We start from the raw sequence: 15,317 nt of genomic DNA, 5'->3' as shown, positions 1-15,317 counted from the left end.
GGACGGTAGCGACGTCTCCACTCATCCTGCCCGGGATCTGGCGGGCTAAAAGTAAGGACTATGAACATGGGACATCCTCTGACACGGACCGCCGCCCTCGCAGCGGGGGCCCTTCTGACGCTCGGGCTGGCCGCCTGCGGCTCCGGCGCGGATCCGCTGAAGAACGCACAGCCCTCCGGCCAGGCCAGTTCCGGGGGCGCCCTGGTTATCGGCTCGGCTAACTTCCCGGAGAGCCAGACCGTGGCCGAGATCTACGCGGGGGCGCTGAACGCCGCCGGCGTCCCGGCATCGACCAAGCCCGGGATCGGGTCCCGCGAAGTCTACGTCAGGGCGCTGCAGGACAGGTCCATCGACATCGTCCCCGACTACAGCGGTAACCTTTTGCGCTACGTGGATAAAACGGCCACCGCGACAAGCGCCGAGGACGTCATGAAAGCGCTCCCCGGCAAACTCCCTGCAGAGCTCACGGTGCTCGAACCGGCCAAGGCCGAAGACAAAGACTCCATCGTGGTGACCGGGGCGACGGCGGCGAAGTACGGACTCAAAAGCCTCGCCGATCTGGGCAAGGTCTGCGATCAGATTGCACTCGGTATGCCGCCGGAAGCGACAGAACGGCCCCAGGGTCTTCCCGGGCTCAAAACTACGTACGGGTGTGTCCCCAAAGAGTTCGTTCCGTTCAGCGACGGCGGCGGTCCCGTGACCGTCAAGGCACTGCTGGATGACAAAATCCAGGCCGCCGACGTGTTCAGCACCTCACCGCTGATCGTTCAGAACAAGCTCGTCGCTCTGGAGGATCCGCTGAACAACTTCGCCGCCCAGCAGGTACTGCCGCTGGCCCTCAAAGACCGCCTGGACGCCAAAAGCACGCAGGTGTTGAACAAAGTCTCACAAGCCCTGACGACCGTTGATCTGCTGAGCCTGAACCAGGACGTCTCCGGTGACCGCAAAATGAACCCCCGGGACGCGGCCGCGGCCTGGCTCAAAAACAAAGGATTCCTCGGGTAGGGGAATCAGTGGACCCGGCGGCAGCGTGGCGCAGTGGGTAGTCTGCTGCGCTGCGCCGCCGGGCACGGTCACAGCTTCGTCAGTCTCCCTCGGCGAGGGCCGCGGGTAGCCCGGTCAGGGTGGTCACGGTGAAGTCCGGGTCCTGGAAGTGTTCCGGGTAGCTTCCCCCGGTCCGGTTCAGCCATGCCGTGCGCATCCCGGCGCGGGCCGCGCCGTGGATGTCCCACGGGTGGACGGCCACCAGCAGCATTTCGGCCGGCTCAGTCCCGCAGGCGGCGGCTGCGTAGTCGTAGGAGGCGCGGGCCGGTTTCCAGGCGGGAGCGTCCTGGACCGAGAGGAGCGCCTCGAACTCCTCCCGGATCCCGGCGCCGCCGAAGAGTTTCTCCGCGAGCTGGGCCGAGCCGTTGCTGAGGGTGACCAGCCGGAAACCGGCAGCGGAGAGTGCCCTGACTCCGTCGGGGACGTCCGGATGCAGTTCGAGTCCGGCCATGCCATTCATGATGTGATCGACCGCCCCGTCCAGATCGCGGTTAAGCTCCACCCCGCCGAGCAGCTCACGCAGTACGTTGGCCCCGATCGCGGCGAACGACCCGTTGTCTGCGCTGGCTGCCAGTGCGAAGCCGTCCCGGAGAAGTGTGGCGAACCAGAGTTTGGCCATTGCAGCGGGCGCTCCGACCTCGCTGAAACGCGCCCCCATGGGGGACATGTCGGAGAGGGTTTCATTCACATCAAAGACAATGACGGACGTGGTGGGGGTGGTCATAGGTTCTCCTTGTCGTAGTCTGCTGCGGGCCGTGCGTTCAAAGTCTGCCTCGCTCCCGGGTGGCGGGAGATGGGCTTCCCGGGGAAGTGTCGGGCCGGCCGGGGCGGGTTTAGTGCAGGTATTCGGCGAATTCCTTTTCGAGGAACTGCTTGGGCCGCGCGCCGATAACGGACGCTTTGTTTTCGCCGTCCTTGAAAAGGTAGATGGCGGGAATCGACGTGATTCCCAGGCTCGCGGCCACGGCAGGGTTTTCGTCGATGTTGACCTTCACGACCTGCACTTTCTCAGCGTACTCGGCGGCGATCTGGTCCAGCACGGGGGAGACCTTCTGGCAGGGGCCGCACCAGTCGGCCCAGAAATCAACGATAACTGCTTTGTCCGACTGGAGGACGTCTTCAGCGAATGAGGCGTCCGTGACGTTCTTTGTCGTCATGGTTCTGTGTCCTTACTGGGTTGGTAGTGGTCATTTTGGTGCAGTATCAAACCTTGGTTTCAAGCGGTGCTGTCCGCGCTGTCTCTGCCGGCCTGGGGATCATCCGGCAAGCATACTTCCGACCCCGGGACTGCCGGGGTCGGAGATGATTGGTCTCAGGAGGCGCAGCAGGAGAGCCGCGATACGTCTGTGCTGTAGGACTGCGCAGCGATTCTGATTCCTTCGGTCATGGTCAGGTACGGGGCCCACAGATTCGCGACCTGATCGACGGTCATGCCGGCCTCGAGGATGTAGACACCGGCGGCGGCGATTTCTCCTGCGTCTTTCCCCACGGCCGTGATGCCGAGAATTCGTCCTGTTTCGTTATCGGCGACGAGCTTGATGAAGCCCCGGGTGTCCCGGTTCACCAACGCCCGGGGCACGAATTCCAGCGGAAGAACCCGACATTCACAGCGGATTCCGTCGCCGTTGGCTTGTTGATCTGTCATTCCGACGGCGCCCAGCGCCGGGCTGGTGAACACAACCCGGGGAAGGTGGCGGTAGTCGACTTCACGCCCGGCGCCAGTGAAGGCGTTCTCAACTGCCAGGGCCCCGTGGGCCGAGGCGACGTAGACGAATTCGCGGTGCCCGGTGACATCCCCTGCGGCCCAGATCCTCGGATTTGAGGTAGCCAGGGTGTTGTGTACGAGGATTTCGCCCCTGTCCCCGGTCCCCACGCCGACGGTTTCCAGGTTCAGGGCGTTGGTGACGGGGCGCCGTCCGGTGGCCATCAGCAGCCGGGCCGCCCGGAACTCCTCCTCCCCGCCGGCGACCGCGGCGGTCGCCACCACCTGGCCGGTTTTAGGGTCGGTGCGCACTCCGGACAGCGTGGCACGGCGCACCACCTTGATTCCTTCGTCGGCGAAAACACCCATCAGCGCCAGCGAGACTTCCGGTTCCTCCGCCGAGGCCAGCCGGGACCTGACCAGCATCGTCACCTTCGAGCCGAGCCGCGCGAACAGCTGCGCCTGTTCCAGAGCTACATATCCGCCGCCGATCACCAGCAGCGACTCTGGGACCTCTTCTACCTCCATCGCCGTGGTCGACGTCAGATAGCCGGTCTCCTGAAGGCCCGGCACCTCCGGCACCCACGGGGCAGATCCGGTCGCAACAAGATAGTGGGCGGCACGGACAGACTTCCGGTCACCCCCGGGGGAAACGATGTCCAGAACCGGGTCCCCCGGGGTCCCCGCGAACACGGCCTCGCCTTGGCGCATCTCCCAGCCATAATCGGCGATCAGATTCACATACTTCTCCGAGCGCATCCCTTCCACCAGGGAGCGCTTCCCTTCGATCAGTCCCGGCATGTGCACCGGCCCTGCGGAGATGTCAATACCGGGAAACCGGCCTGACGCGTCCAGCGCCACGTGACGGGCGTCGGCCGCGGCTAGGAGGGCCTTGGAGGGCACGCAGCCTGTGTTCACACACGTCCCGCCGATGGTTCCCCGTTCCACCATCAGCACTTTCTTGCCCAGGTTCGTGGCACGGATCGCGGCGGCAAAAGCCCCGCCACCGGAGCCGATCACCGCCAGATCATAATCAAATACCGCTGCCTCAGTCATGAAACCTCCAAATTATCCGAAACGGACCCGGCCCACTGTCGCGGACCGAAGCCCGTCCTGCGGTCCTGCCTATTGATCTGGACCCAGTCTGCACCTTCCCGTATTGGGGAAGGTCAAGTGCATGAGGGCGAACGGTGTGCGTCTGTCCGCCGGCAGCGGACTGCCCGGACTCTGGTTCCTCGCCGAGTTGATCGCGTTGATCGGTGACCCGGCTGACCTTCGCCCGCTCGCCCGGTTCGCCCCGGACCAGGAGACCGTGGCAGAGGAAATCACTCCGGAAGCACGGTGTATTTTTGTCTCTCATATGGAGCGGCCGGCTGGTCGGTCCCTGCCGACTGCGTCAGCTGTGTACGGGTCCGGATTGTTCACGAAGGTGTCACGGCAGTCGGGGGAGCAGAAGTAGTACGTATCCCCGTCATGGACACTGCTCGCGGCCGGCGCTGCGACGTTCACGTCCATCCCGCAGACCGGATCCACCGCCATGCCGGTACCGCCCGTGCCACCGGGTTGCCCGCTGCCGTTTCCAGTTGAAGGGGTCATCGGCTCCGTGCCGGGCTGATCAATGTATTTGGCCGGTGCGGCAATGAACTTTGCATGGCACCGGTCCGAGCAGAAATAATAAGTGGTGCCGCCGTGGACGTCGGTGGCGGGTGCGTGGGCGCGTTCGACCTGCATCCCGCACACGAGGTCCTTGGCGTAGGCTCCCATCCCACCGAATCGTTCCCGGGTCCGGTACAGCCAGTACACGATGCCGGCCACGATAAGTGCGGCGATGTTCAGCCATGTGGTGTAGTTCCACTCAAAAGAGGTGTGCGCGATCTCGGTAGGACGGTCCGGGGCAGGGATCCCGAGGCCGCGGAAGAGCAGGTCCACGACAAGGCCGGAAAGACTCATCACAGCCCAGAACGAGAAAAAGATCCGGGTGGCGATCCGCCGGCCATAAAACTTGCCGTAGATGATGACCAGGGGCAGCGCGATCAGGTCCGCGAACACGAACGCGACGGTGCCGCCGAAACTTAGGCCGCCCTTAAACAGGGCCGCGGCCAGCGGCACGTTGCCGATAGAGCAGACGAAACTGATGAACGCCACAAACGGGCCCACGATCACGTTCTCCAGATCCGTCCAGATCCCGTGACCGGAAAAGAAGACCGCGGTGTACGCCGAAGCCGGCACAGCGACGGCCAGGATCCCGGCGACCAGGTAGCCGATAAGAAGTTCCCTGCGGAGCATACTCAGGTCCGAGACGGCGTACCCGGCAGCGTCGGCCCAGCCTGCCTTCGACCGCAGCCGTCGCCCCAGGCTCACCCCGTGCCGTTCAGCCTCGTCGGATTCACCGGACCTGCCGTTGACGGAAACGCGGGCATTCAATCGTTCCCTGGCTTTTTCGAGTTCGGCCGCGGGGAAGACCAGCGGTGCGATAAGCACGAACAAGGCGATCATGATCGCGCCCCCGACGAATTCAGCCAGGGCGAACTGCCAGCCGATCAGCAGCCACAGCACAATGCCGAGTTCGACCACGAGATTGGTGGAGGCGATCATAAAGACCATCGCGGTGGTGAAGTCCGCGCCGCGTTGGAACAGCGATTTCGCCAGCGCCGTTGCTGCATATGAGCAGCTCGAGGAGGCGGCACCCAGGAACCCGGTCCGCACCACGGTCCCTGCGCGGTGGTCACCCATGGCCTTTTGCATCTGGTTCCGTGACACGAATGCCTGCACCGCGCCCGACAGCGTGAATCCGAAAATCAGGGCCCACAACGTCGCCCAGAACATGAAAAACCCAGCGCTAAGGCTCTGCTCGACTATCTGTAGAAAAGTCACGAAAGTTTCCCTTTCCCGTCACGGGCGGCCGTGCCTGTTGCGGCGCTCCTTCGAACACGCCGCCGGGCCACGGCCTCACGGACTTCCCGAAGCACGAAACCGGCGCGCCCCGCCGGTCCGGCGTCACATCCGGGTACCGCCTCGGCGGTTGCGCCGCGTTCACCGGCATCAGCCTTCGGTTCCGGCACTATTTTCATACCCGTTCCTCCTTCATCGTCGCCCAGTTCGTCGCGGCCGGCCCCAATCTTCCCTGCAGGCAGCAGGGGCGGAGCGGACCATGTCGAACCACACTAAAACCTTGCCCTGGGGTCAAGGTCAAGGCGGGCCGGATTTGGCGGGGGGAGAGTTCACAACGGCCCGCCAGTGCGTGCTGACTGTGTCAGTCGGCGCCTTCGATGATGTGGCAAATAATGGCCTCTTCGCCGCTGCGTTGGCTGTCTCGGGCAGAGATACGCGCCTTGTCGAGGCTCTGGCGCAGACGTGAAAGGTCGTGCAGCGTGCGGTCGAGGGTTTCGATATGCGCGTCCAGCAGTTCGGTGACGCGGGAGCAGGGGACCGCTCCGTGCCGCTGAAGATCCAGGATCTCTTTAATTTCGGTAAGGGTGAGGTCCAGCGCCTTTGCCTGGCGAATGAAGCCCAGGACCTCCACGTCCGCGGCAGAGTAGCTGCGGTAACCCGCTTGAGTTCGTCCGGTGGCGGGCAACAATCCCTTCGCCTCCCAAAGTCGAACGGCCTTCGCGGTCACATGGGCTGCAGCAGCAGCGGCTCCGATAGTCATCATCGGTGGTTTTGCTCCTTATGGTTGTTGCGGCCCCGGTACCCGGGGTACCAGCAGAAGTGTTCGGGTGAAAGACGAAGACCGAGTGTCAGCTGCCGGGCCTCGCAGGACGCTTCCCCTGTCGTGTCCGAATCCACCACGGTGCACCGGATGATTCCGGGCGTGGAAGCGCCGCGGGAACGGCAGATTACTTGTTGATCTCCAAGCACGTCTGACGTGCCATCCGGCCAGTCTTCGCCCAACACGGGGTCCGGTCAAACATGCTGCCCAACGCCCCGATGCGAGAGGCCCCAAACGCTTCGCCCCGGACGGTGGATGCGCGGGCACGACCTGGGCGAGGGAATTAGAGGGCACCAGGTCTTGTTATCTCCGCCATGACACTTCTTCCCACACAGACAGCACCTGACCTCTCCCTGGCCCTGGTTGGCGGGGGATCCACCGATGATCTTAAGCTGGGTACCGGAGCCGGCGGCCGTTTCAGCCTGGTTGTTTTCTACCGCGGACTCCACTGCCCGATCTGCCGCAAACAGCTGGCCGAGATCGACAAGCGGATCGAGGACCTCAAGGAAGCCGGTATCGGCCGGGCCGTTGCGGTCAGCATGGAAACGGAGGACCGGAGCGCCCGGATTGTGGATCAGTGGCACCTGGCCAACCTCCCCGTGGCCTACGGCCTGAGTGAGGAAGCCGCCCGATCCTGGGGTCTGAACCTCTCGCACGCGATCAACGACGGCGAGCCGGACCTGTTCAACGAACCCGGCATCTTCATCCTGGACGAGGACGGGACCCTGTTCTGGTCGAGCACAGCGACCATGCCCTTCGGCCGGCCGTCCCTGGATGAAGTGATCGCCGGGGTCCGCTACGCCCAGGACCATGACTACCCGGCCCGTGGTGCCGCCTAAGACATCGCGTCAGGGGAGTCCGGCGGCCCGAGAGGGATTGACCGGTCCCGCCGGACTCCACAACGGACCTTTTCGAACGGAGAGGCAGTAAAGACGATGAACACACCCCTGTCCCCGGTCCGGCGTGACCAAGTCGAGGTCGCCGGGACGCCCCTTTCGTATCTGAGCAGCGGCGATGAACACGCGGCGCCGCTGGTGTTGCTGCACGGGACTTTCTGGAGCCGCGTGTGGCTGCCGGTCCTGCCCGCACTGGGAACCGCCCGGCGGTGCATTGCCCTGGACCTACCCGGTTTCGGGCGCAGCGGCGGAGAGCTCGACATCAGCGACGCCACTGTCCCGTCCCTTGCCGAAACAGTTCTGGCGACCGCCGATGCTCTCGGCCTGGACAGTTTTGATTTGGCCGGGCATGACATCGGTGGGGGAATAGCCCAGCACATCGCGGCAACCAGCGGGCGCGTGAACCGGCTCGTGCTGATGAACTCCGTTATGTTCGATTCATGGCCGGTTCCTGCGGTGGAACGGTTCCGCGACCCGGAAGTCCGGGCGGCCACAACAGCCCCGGATCTCCTGAATGCACGTGCGGTATCCACGCAGCGGGCGGTGAAACGCACGCTCACCCCCGAGGAACTCAACGAGTATTTATCACCCTGGACCGAGCCTGCCCGCCACCGGTCGTGGATGGCCATGGCAGCGGCCGCAGACGCCCGATACACCTTGGACCTGGTCCCGTTGCTGCAGAAGGATCAAATACCGACCCGGCTTGTCTGGGGCCGGGACGACGAGTTCCAAGAAATCAGCTTTGCATGCCGCTATGTCAGGGAAATCCGGGGGTCGGACCTCGTTGAAGTCGACGGCAAGCACATCCCCACCGAAGACTCACCCGCAGCCGTAGCCCAAGCCATCCTGGACCACCTCGGCAGATGATCTGCAAACAGCTGCCCAGCAGAACGTGCCCTCCGGGACTGAAGAGAGGACCGCCGGGAAGCGACCTGCCCCGTATTCGGCGCCTTCGCAGCTGTCCCCACGCGGCCGGAACGTACCACGGGAGCTGGGAAACACAGATCTGCCCCTGTGACCGGTGTTCCACCGCGCAGCCTGTCTACACGGCACTGAAGCAAGACTTTGTAACCTCCCCCGGAAAACTACCTCTCGAAGGACAACGAAATGGTAAAAGCAGTCTGGAATGACACGGTCATCGCCGAATCGGACAACACGGTCGTGGTGGAAGGCAACCACTACTTCCCGAGGGAAAGCGTGAAGAGCCAATACCTCACGGACAGCGAAATGTACTCCGTCTGCCCTTGGAAAGGGGAGGCCAGCTACCACACGCTGGAAGTTAACGGCCGCCAGAACGTTGACGCGGCCTGGTTCTACTCAGCACCCAAGCCGCGGGCACTCGCCATCAAAGACCACGTCGCCTTTTGGCGCGGAGTCACCATCGTCGAGTAACGCACCGACCCGGGAGGCACAACGAAGGGCGCGCCATAACCCCATCCTAAGCATGCTTCCGGTTTGGATTTGACTACCTGGCGGTTGTGTGCAGCCGGTCCGTTGGGTCCCGTCGTCCGGATGTGTGCGGGAAAAGCCCGAAGGTTTTAGCTTTTGCCGTGCCCATGATGCTCCTATGGTCGTCAAATCCATGTTTTGCTCTTGATGGACGCGATGGGGCACTGTTGCTCGGGTGTGTGTCGGACGGAGCGTGGGGGTGCTTTAGTTTTCGGTTCCAGGATTTCTGAGTCGTCGCCTGACGACCAGAGCCAGGGCGACAAAGGCGAGGATCAGGGCAGCGCCTGCGGCGATGGCTACCGTGATGCCCGTCTGGGCGCCGTTGCCGGGCGTGGTGTTAGCCGGGGTTGCCGGTGGGGGAGAGCCCGCGTTCGCCGTGCCGGCGGTAAAAGTGAAGGTTCCTTCGATGGGGTGGCCGTCAGAGGAAACCACGCGCCAGACCACCGTGTACTTTCCGCTGGGAGCGTCTGGTTTGACGGCTTGGGTGACTCGGTTGTCGACGATGCTTACTGGCCCGTCGGCCTGGTCTGTTCCGGTGGCATCTTGGACTCGGACGATTGAGTTGATGGCGATGGGTGTGTGGTCGAAGGTCAGTCCGACCTTCGTCGGGACAGTACTCACGGTTGAGCCGTTGGCCGGGGTACTGGAGACGAGGACATCGTGGGCCTGCGCCGCCACGGGGGATGCCATCACGAACGCCGCAGTGGTCAAAAGGAGCAGCAAACGTCCCATCCACGTTGCCGGACCTGGGGGCTGGGTTTTCATGTGCGTCCTATCCGTGTGACTTTCAGGGGCTGCGGCAGGGCCGAAGCCCCGCCGCAGCCCCTGAAGGGGAACTTAGTTGGTGGTGGTGCGGGTGCGGCGGCCAGCCAGGACGAGGCCCAGTGCCGCTGCACCCAGGACGAAGCCTGCGGCTCCCAGGACGATGCCCCATACCGAGCCGCTGTCGTTGGAGACCTGCGCGGTTTGGGCCGCGGCAGCAGCAGTGGGCGTAGCTGATGCGGTGGCGGAAGCCTCCTTGTCGGCGGCCGTGGTGACGAAGGTCGGGGCAGGGTGTTTGGGTTCGGGCTGGCCTTCAGCGCTTTCTTCGTCCCAGTTGACCACGTTGCCGTCGGTGTAGGTCTGCGCGGCCTTCAGGGTGACTTTAGTGCCCTCGGCAGGGAGCTTGCCGACGGACAGTGAGAAGGACTGGTACTGGTTTTGACCCAGTTGGTGGGCTTCGTCTGCTGTCCAGACCACGGAGGTCGGCGCCTTGGTAACGGTGGTGCCGGAGACAGTCACGGGCTTGGGCAGGGCACTGGTGATGACCTGCGCGGTCCATCCCTCGACGGGTTTGACCGAGACGGACGTGAATGGGGTGTCGGTGGGCAGGCTGACCTCGAGCTTGCTGGTCTTGGCCGTGGGGGATTCGTTGGGGACGTTGAACGTCAGGTGCGAGTAGCCGTTAGCGCCGGTGTCGTCGGGGTTTACGGTCACGTGGGCGGATGCGGCCGTGGCACCGGCGGCGATAATTCCCGCAGCAGCAGCGGCGGCGGTGAGGGATTTCAGGGTACGACGGAGTGAGTTTTTCAAGACAAGCCTTCCAAAAAGTGGGGTGCGCCACGGAGCCGCTCGTGCGGCGGCGCAAAAAAGGAACAACACAGCCGTGTTTTGCTCTGCCAGTTGGCAGGGTTTCAGCACGGTGTGGAGGGGGTCAGCCGCTGACTAGAGTGCGGCGTGGAAGGCTGGTGGGCCGCGCAGGGCAGGCAGCCGGAGGTTCCGCCAGCGGGAAGGGACCACGGTGGCGGGCGCTGCCGGGAGGCGCGGCCAGTCGGGTATGACCAGGGCCGTGAGGATTCGCACCAGTGGGAGCAGCCACGCGGCAAGCGCCCAGGCGGCTGCCTCGCCGCGGGCAAGGACCATCGCGGTGGCCAGGGTCGCGGCACCGTGGAGGACGAGCATCAGGACACTGGGCGCTGCGGCATGCTCCGGCATTACTGCCACAGCTAAGGGATGCGTTTGCAAACCGGTGTGGACATGGCCGCCGTCGACGGGAGTGAATCCGGTGGAGGCGGCCAAAACACTGAAAGCCTCGTGGAGGACCCACTGCCCAACACTCAAGAGGCCGATCATGCCGGGCGCGTTGAGTCTGATCTTCGACAGGATCATCACCGGCGCCAGCACCAGGGCAACGAGTCCGGCGACGATGGCCGGCTGCGGCAGCGAACCGCCCGCCAGCACGTGGGCTCCGGCGGCCAGGGCAAACATGGCGGCAGTAAAGGCAACGGCGCGAGGGAAGCGGAAGGGCGCATTCATGCCATTCGCCACCCTTTCATCCGATATTGCCACCTCAACTGTAGAGAAACCTGGACCTCCGCGCGTAATTTCGGGGATTCGATGATTACGCGCCGGTGAGGCCAACGTCGGGGTCCCTCCGCCACTGCCCCACATGCGGGATTCATGGGGACTAGTCAGGGTGAGAGTGGGCTGTCCATGTCTGGGGTCAATTCGGGTTATCCACGGCTGGATTTCTTGGGAGCCATGAGGTAGCTCCCTCGGTGGTGGTAGCGGTGGATACCCGTGGGGATTGTCCCCGGTTGTGGACAGGTGCTGTTGAGTGAGCCACTGTCGGTAGGTTTGGGCGACGTGGTCGTTTCTGGCAATCCCGCGCTCTATGCGGGAGAGGTTGGAAGACCACTGGTTGAGGTGTTCGCCGGCTTGCTGCAGCGTGATGCCGAGCTGCTGTCTGAGGGGTCGGAGGTCGGTGATGTCTGGCGCTGCGATGGGGTTGAATATTTGGCGGTAGATTTCGCGGGCGACGTAGAGAGAGGCAGCGCATGGTTTCTCGTTTGCTCTTGCCGTCGGCCGTCCGTTTGGCGACGTAGTCCTGGGTTCGGTGGTCGGATTGCATGCGGGAGAGGACGACGTGGTGGAGGGCGCTGTTGGCTTGGCGGTCACCGCCTTTGCTGAGTCTGTGGCGGGTGGTTTTCCCTGATGATGCGGGCACGGGTGCGGTGCCGGTGAGGGCGGCGAATTGTGCTTCGTTGTTGATCCGTTCGGGGTTGTCTCCGACGGTGACGAGGAGTTGGGTGGCGACTTCAACGCCGACGCCCGTCAGCTCGGTCAGCAGCGGCGCGTATGAGTCGAGGATTTCCTGCAGGAGCTCATCAGTAGACGCAATTTCAGATCGTAGGGATTGATATCGCAAAGCCAAAGTTTTCAACGGCAAAGCCGTGATGTATCCCGTCTCTGCCGGGTGCCCTGAGGGCCGCGAACGGGCAAGTGCGGTGACCATCGCCGATGTGGGGAGGCCGCGGTACTTAGCTCGTATCGTTTCGGGTGCGGAGACGAGCAGGCTTCGGATTTGGTTGATGGCGATGGTGCGGGCCTTCATTGCCGAGGTCCGTGCTGTCCGGAGGATGCGGAGGCATTCCACGGGTCCGTCTTTGGTTTTGGGGGTGGAGATGCCTCGTTCGGCGAGTACTGATTGGGCTGCCTGGTAGGCGTCGAATGGGTCTGATTTTCCCCGGATTCTGCGCTGTTGACGGTTTGGCCGGTTTACCTCGAAGACCTTCAGCTTCTCCTTGGTTAACACGCGGGACAGTTCGGCCCCGTAGGAACCTGTCCCTTCCACCCCCACAGCGCCGACCGTGCCGTGGCTGGTGATGAAGTGGATCAGTTTGGTGTAGCCGGTGGCTGTTGCTGCGAACTTTTGATCAGCGATGGGTTTGCCGTATTCGGTGACGACGGCCACGTGATGGGTGTCGGCGTGGGTATCGACGCCGACAATGATTTGGGGTTTTTCCTCGGCCAATATGGCGACGGCCCTGTTCTTTCTGGTCCTTGGGTGTTGCACGTTGGCCAGGCCGGCAGACAGCACGGTAATGGGACTACAGCGATTCAGGCTCCTGACTTGTCCGCCTGACTCAACGAGCTCGGTGCTGGTCCTGAACCGGTGGACAAATCATGAGAAGGACAGCGTTCACGCGCGTCAAGTGGGCGACGAGCCACGCCGGTTCAGGACCTTTACCATCATTACCGTGGGCGAGGGGTTACTACTCCGAACCGCCGGTCACAGGAGCCGGCTCCTGGGCGGCCTTCCGGCCGCGTGGGCGGCCGCTGGCCTTCTTGGTCGGAGCATCGAGACCGAAGCCCCGCAAGTCGGATTCGGACCAGTCTGTGCGCAGGGCGGCCTGGTAGTCCTTGGCGTATTTCTGTTCTGCTGTGGCGAGAAGCTGAGCAGCTTCCTGAACCTCGACACCGCTGGCAGCTGCCCTCTTCACGGCGTTTACTTTGGCGTTCCGGGCGGGGTCGATCTTGGCGGCGGCTTTTGCGGCGATGTCGTTGACATCCATACCCAAACCCTACCTGCCGCCGCTGCAGTCGGAGGCAGGGTTTTCAGAAGCCCCGCACACGGGGCGAAAAAACATCAAAACCAACCGGACGGAGCAAGCTAGGTGGTTATGTGCCATAACCCGCGTGTCGATCCACGGCCTGCGCGCGTTGATCGGCGACACTGAGGGTGTCGGCCCGGAAATTCCGGGGCGCTGCGCTGGGCATGTGGGGGAGGGGCACGGGATGAGCGAAGAGCCGAAGTCTTTCCGCCGGTTCGCCCGTCGGCGCCGTGCGAACATTGACGGGGCTACTCAGTACGTACGCGTGTCGATGTCGGAGTTCGAGCGGGCTCAGTTGAAGGTCCTGGAGGAACGAACGGGGCGCAGCCCGTCGGAGATCCTGGTCAGCGCTGCGTTGTACGCGGAGAACTCCGAGTCGTTGGCTGAACGCCGGGCGATGGCGGTGGAATTCATTGCCGCACGCCGATACCTTGCAGCCCTGTCGAACAACGTCAATCAGCTGGCCCGTCACGCCAACGCCATGGACGAGTTCCCGGAAGCTGCCCGCACCGTGTTGACCCGTGTCCGGGCTGTCGCTGACCGGATCAATTCGCTGCTGGATTCTTTGGTGCGCTGATGATTCCCAACATCACCAAGGGCACCCGCATGCATGGGTTGATCGCATACCTTGCCGGTCCCGGGAGGGCGAACGAGCACACCGATCCGCACCTGGTCGCGGGTTCACCATCGATCATGGCGTGGCACAACGATGACGAACTGAAGGCTGACGCCGCCGGGGCCATTGCCAAGGAACTTGACCGCGCCCGTAGCGTCCTGGGTGTCGAGATTCCTGGCGGACACGTCTGGCACTGCTCCCTGTCACTGCGTGCGGAGGAAGGCGACCTCACTGACGAGAATTGGGCGGCCATCGCCCAGGACTTCATGGACGAAATGGGGTTCACCGAAGCCAGCGGCCGTGCACCGGCACAATGGGTCGCGATCCGTCACGGCCACAGCAAAGCCGGGAATGACCACATCCATATTGCCGCGTCCATGGTCCGCGAGGACGGCACCAAGTGGAGCAGCTGGCGGGACTTCCCGCGCGCGCAACAAGTGGCCCGCGAGCTGGAGAAAAAGTACGGTCTGGAGGAACTCTCACCCACGCATTCCACTCGCGGTCTGCGTCCCGGTGAGCGCGAAGCATCCGCACGGCGCGGTGCACCCGAACCGGAACGCCGGTCCCTGGAACGCAAGGTCCGTGCCTGCGCGACCGCGGCCCAGGATGAGGCAGAATTCGTCCGCCGTCTCCGCCGTACCGGTGCCTTGGTCCGGCCACGGTACGGGTCCGGACGCGACGATGTCGTGGTCGGCTACAGCGTGGCCGAACGCCCAGCAAGAGGTGGCCGGCCGGTCTGGTTCGGCGGCGGCCACCTCGCCAAAGACCTCGCGCTGCCCAAGCTCCGCTCTGAGTGGCAGGACACCCCGCAAGGGGCGACCGAAGCCGTCGCCGAATGGCAGGCAGCAGCCCGCGGACGGCGCCCTGTCACGATCGGCCGTGAAGCTTACGAACCGGACCCGCAACTGTGGGAGCAGTACAGCGACGAAGTCGCGCGGCTGCGCGAAAACCTGCGCTCCGTTCCGCTGGATGACCACGCCACCTGGGCGCACGTAGCCCGCGAAACGTCGGGGGCGTTTGCTGCCTGGTCGACAGCCACGGAACCAGCGCCCGGGCCCCTGGCAGCGGCAGCCGATGAACTGGCCAAGACGGCGCAGCTGCGCCGCTACCCGGTCAGGCCGATCCGCAGCGCCGGACCATCGGCCCGGGGAGCCTCGCTGATGCTCATGGCGGCCACGATGGGCGGGGCGGGAACCGCTGCCCAGGCGATCATGCTGCGGCAGCTGCTCAACGTCGCCAAGGCCGTCCACGACATGCACAAGGCCTCAAACGATCTTCGCCGGGCACGGCAGATCAGCCACATGGTCAGGCACCAATTGAGCCAGGTCGCTGCCGCGCTGCCCAGCGCTCCCGCCCCGACGCCGGCTGTAGATCGTGAAGCGGCCGAAGCTGTCCGGACGAGCATCGCCGGCCAGACCCAAGGACGACCGGCCGGTTCGGTGCTCCCATCGAAGTACGAGCCGGCACGAACGCACGCGACCACCCGGGCCGGGACCACCCACCCGGACATTGAGAGATAAGACCA

General features: G+C 64.0%; 16 protein-coding genes. 6 read left to right on the top strand and 10 right to left on the bottom strand.

The genetic code is table 11. From position 1 onward, the window contains the following. The first annotated feature begins 66 nt into the window (after window positions 1–66). Entirely contained in the window at window positions 67–1,005 is a 939-nt protein-coding gene (locus AB0313_RS18210; RefSeq protein ID WP_366307284.1) for an ABC transporter substrate-binding protein, read from the top strand. A gap of 79 nt (window positions 1,006–1,084) precedes the next feature. On the opposite strand, the gene AB0313_RS18205 is transcribed toward AB0313_RS18210, so the two are convergent. The 5 genes from AB0313_RS18205 to AB0313_RS18185 form a co-directional block, all read right to left on the bottom strand. After that, window positions 1,085–1,768, bottom strand: a complete 684-nt coding sequence (locus AB0313_RS18205; RefSeq protein WP_366307282.1) for a haloacid dehalogenase type II — start codon at window positions 1,766–1,768, stop codon at window positions 1,085–1,087. Between the two features lie 109 nt (window positions 1,769–1,877). Further along, window positions 1,878–2,201, bottom strand: coding sequence for a thioredoxin (gene trxA, locus AB0313_RS18200; RefSeq protein WP_366307280.1), 324 nt, complete (start codon window positions 2,199–2,201; stop codon window positions 1,878–1,880). A gap of 155 nt (window positions 2,202–2,356) precedes the next feature. Further along, complete coding sequence (gene merA / locus AB0313_RS18195; protein WP_366307278.1) at window positions 2,357–3,802, bottom strand: mercury(II) reductase; 1,446 nt, start codon at window positions 3,800–3,802, stop codon at window positions 2,357–2,359. A gap of 300 nt (window positions 3,803–4,102) precedes the next feature. Further along, entirely contained in the window at window positions 4,103–5,620 is a 1,518-nt protein-coding gene (locus AB0313_RS18190) for a permease (RefSeq protein ID WP_366307277.1), read from the bottom strand. Between the two features lie 379 nt (window positions 5,621–5,999). Beyond that, on the bottom strand, window positions 6,000–6,401 hold the full coding sequence (locus tag AB0313_RS18185) for a MerR family transcriptional regulator (RefSeq protein ID WP_366307275.1): 402 nt from the start codon (window positions 6,399–6,401) through the stop codon (window positions 6,000–6,002). Window positions 6,402–6,772: 371 nt separating this feature from the next. On the opposite strand from AB0313_RS18185, the gene AB0313_RS18180 reads away from it, so the two are divergent. The 3 genes from AB0313_RS18180 (at window position 6,773) to AB0313_RS18170 (ending at window position 8,746) form a co-directional block, all read left to right on the top strand. Beyond that, window positions 6,773–7,297 (top strand): peroxiredoxin-like family protein, encoded by a 525-nt coding sequence (locus tag AB0313_RS18180; protein WP_366307273.1) that lies wholly within the window; start codon window positions 6,773–6,775, stop codon window positions 7,295–7,297. 96 nt (window positions 7,298–7,393) lie between these two features. Then, on the top strand, window positions 7,394–8,221 hold the full coding sequence (locus tag AB0313_RS18175) for an alpha/beta hydrolase (protein WP_366307271.1): 828 nt from the start codon (window positions 7,394–7,396) through the stop codon (window positions 8,219–8,221). Between the two features lie 240 nt (window positions 8,222–8,461). After that, the gene (locus AB0313_RS18170; protein ID WP_366307269.1) at window positions 8,462–8,746 is read left to right on the top strand and encodes a DUF427 domain-containing protein; all 285 of its coding nucleotides are present in this window, start codon (window positions 8,462–8,464) and stop codon (window positions 8,744–8,746) included. A gap of 261 nt (window positions 8,747–9,007) precedes the next feature. Here AB0313_RS18170 and AB0313_RS18165 read toward each other — a convergent pair whose 3' ends face one another. The 5 genes from AB0313_RS18165 to AB0313_RS18145 all read right to left on the bottom strand — a co-directional run bounded on the left by AB0313_RS18165 (window position 9,008) and on the right by AB0313_RS18145 (window position 13,137). After that, window positions 9,008–9,568: a copper resistance CopC family protein gene (locus tag AB0313_RS18165; protein WP_366307267.1), complete on the bottom strand. Its 561-nt coding sequence runs from the start codon at window positions 9,566–9,568 to the stop codon at window positions 9,008–9,010. 72 nt (window positions 9,569–9,640) lie between these two features. Beyond that, the gene (locus tag AB0313_RS18160) at window positions 9,641–10,375 is read right to left on the bottom strand and encodes a YcnI family protein (protein ID WP_366307265.1); all 735 of its coding nucleotides are present in this window, start codon (window positions 10,373–10,375) and stop codon (window positions 9,641–9,643) included. A gap of 132 nt (window positions 10,376–10,507) precedes the next feature. Then, window positions 10,508–11,098: a hypothetical protein gene (locus AB0313_RS18155; RefSeq protein WP_366307263.1), complete on the bottom strand. Its 591-nt coding sequence runs from the start codon at window positions 11,096–11,098 to the stop codon at window positions 10,508–10,510. A gap of 187 nt (window positions 11,099–11,285) precedes the next feature. Further along, window positions 11,286–12,596 carry an IS110 family transposase gene (locus tag AB0313_RS18150; protein ID WP_366307261.1) on the bottom strand — a complete coding sequence of 437 codons (1,311 nt, stop codon included), beginning with the start codon at window positions 12,594–12,596 and terminating at the stop codon, window positions 11,286–11,288. Between the two features lie 241 nt (window positions 12,597–12,837). After that, a complete protein-coding gene (locus AB0313_RS18145; protein WP_366307259.1) occupies window positions 12,838–13,137 on the bottom strand; it encodes a hypothetical protein in 300 nt (99 codons plus the stop codon). Window positions 13,138–13,360: 223 nt separating this feature from the next. On the opposite strand from AB0313_RS18145, the gene mobC reads away from it, so the two are divergent. Together mobC and AB0313_RS18135 are read left to right on the top strand one after the other, a co-directional pair. Continuing rightward, a complete protein-coding gene (gene mobC, locus AB0313_RS18140; protein WP_366307257.1) occupies window positions 13,361–13,753 on the top strand; it encodes a plasmid mobilization relaxosome protein MobC in 393 nt (130 codons plus the stop codon). After that, window positions 13,753–15,312, top strand: coding sequence for a relaxase/mobilization nuclease domain-containing protein (locus AB0313_RS18135; RefSeq protein ID WP_366307255.1), 1,560 nt, complete (start codon window positions 13,753–13,755; stop codon window positions 15,310–15,312). Before mobC ends, AB0313_RS18135 begins: the two co-directional genes overlap by 1 nt. The last annotated feature ends 5 nt before the right edge of the window (window positions 15,313–15,317 follow it).

It is taken from the genome of Pseudarthrobacter sp. NPDC080039 (assembly GCF_040702335.1).
GTDB lineage: Bacteria > Actinomycetota > Actinomycetes > Actinomycetales > Micrococcaceae > Arthrobacter > Arthrobacter enclensis_A.
Note: the sequence above shows the minus strand (reverse complement) of the source record. Positions and strands in the feature narration are given on the sequence as shown.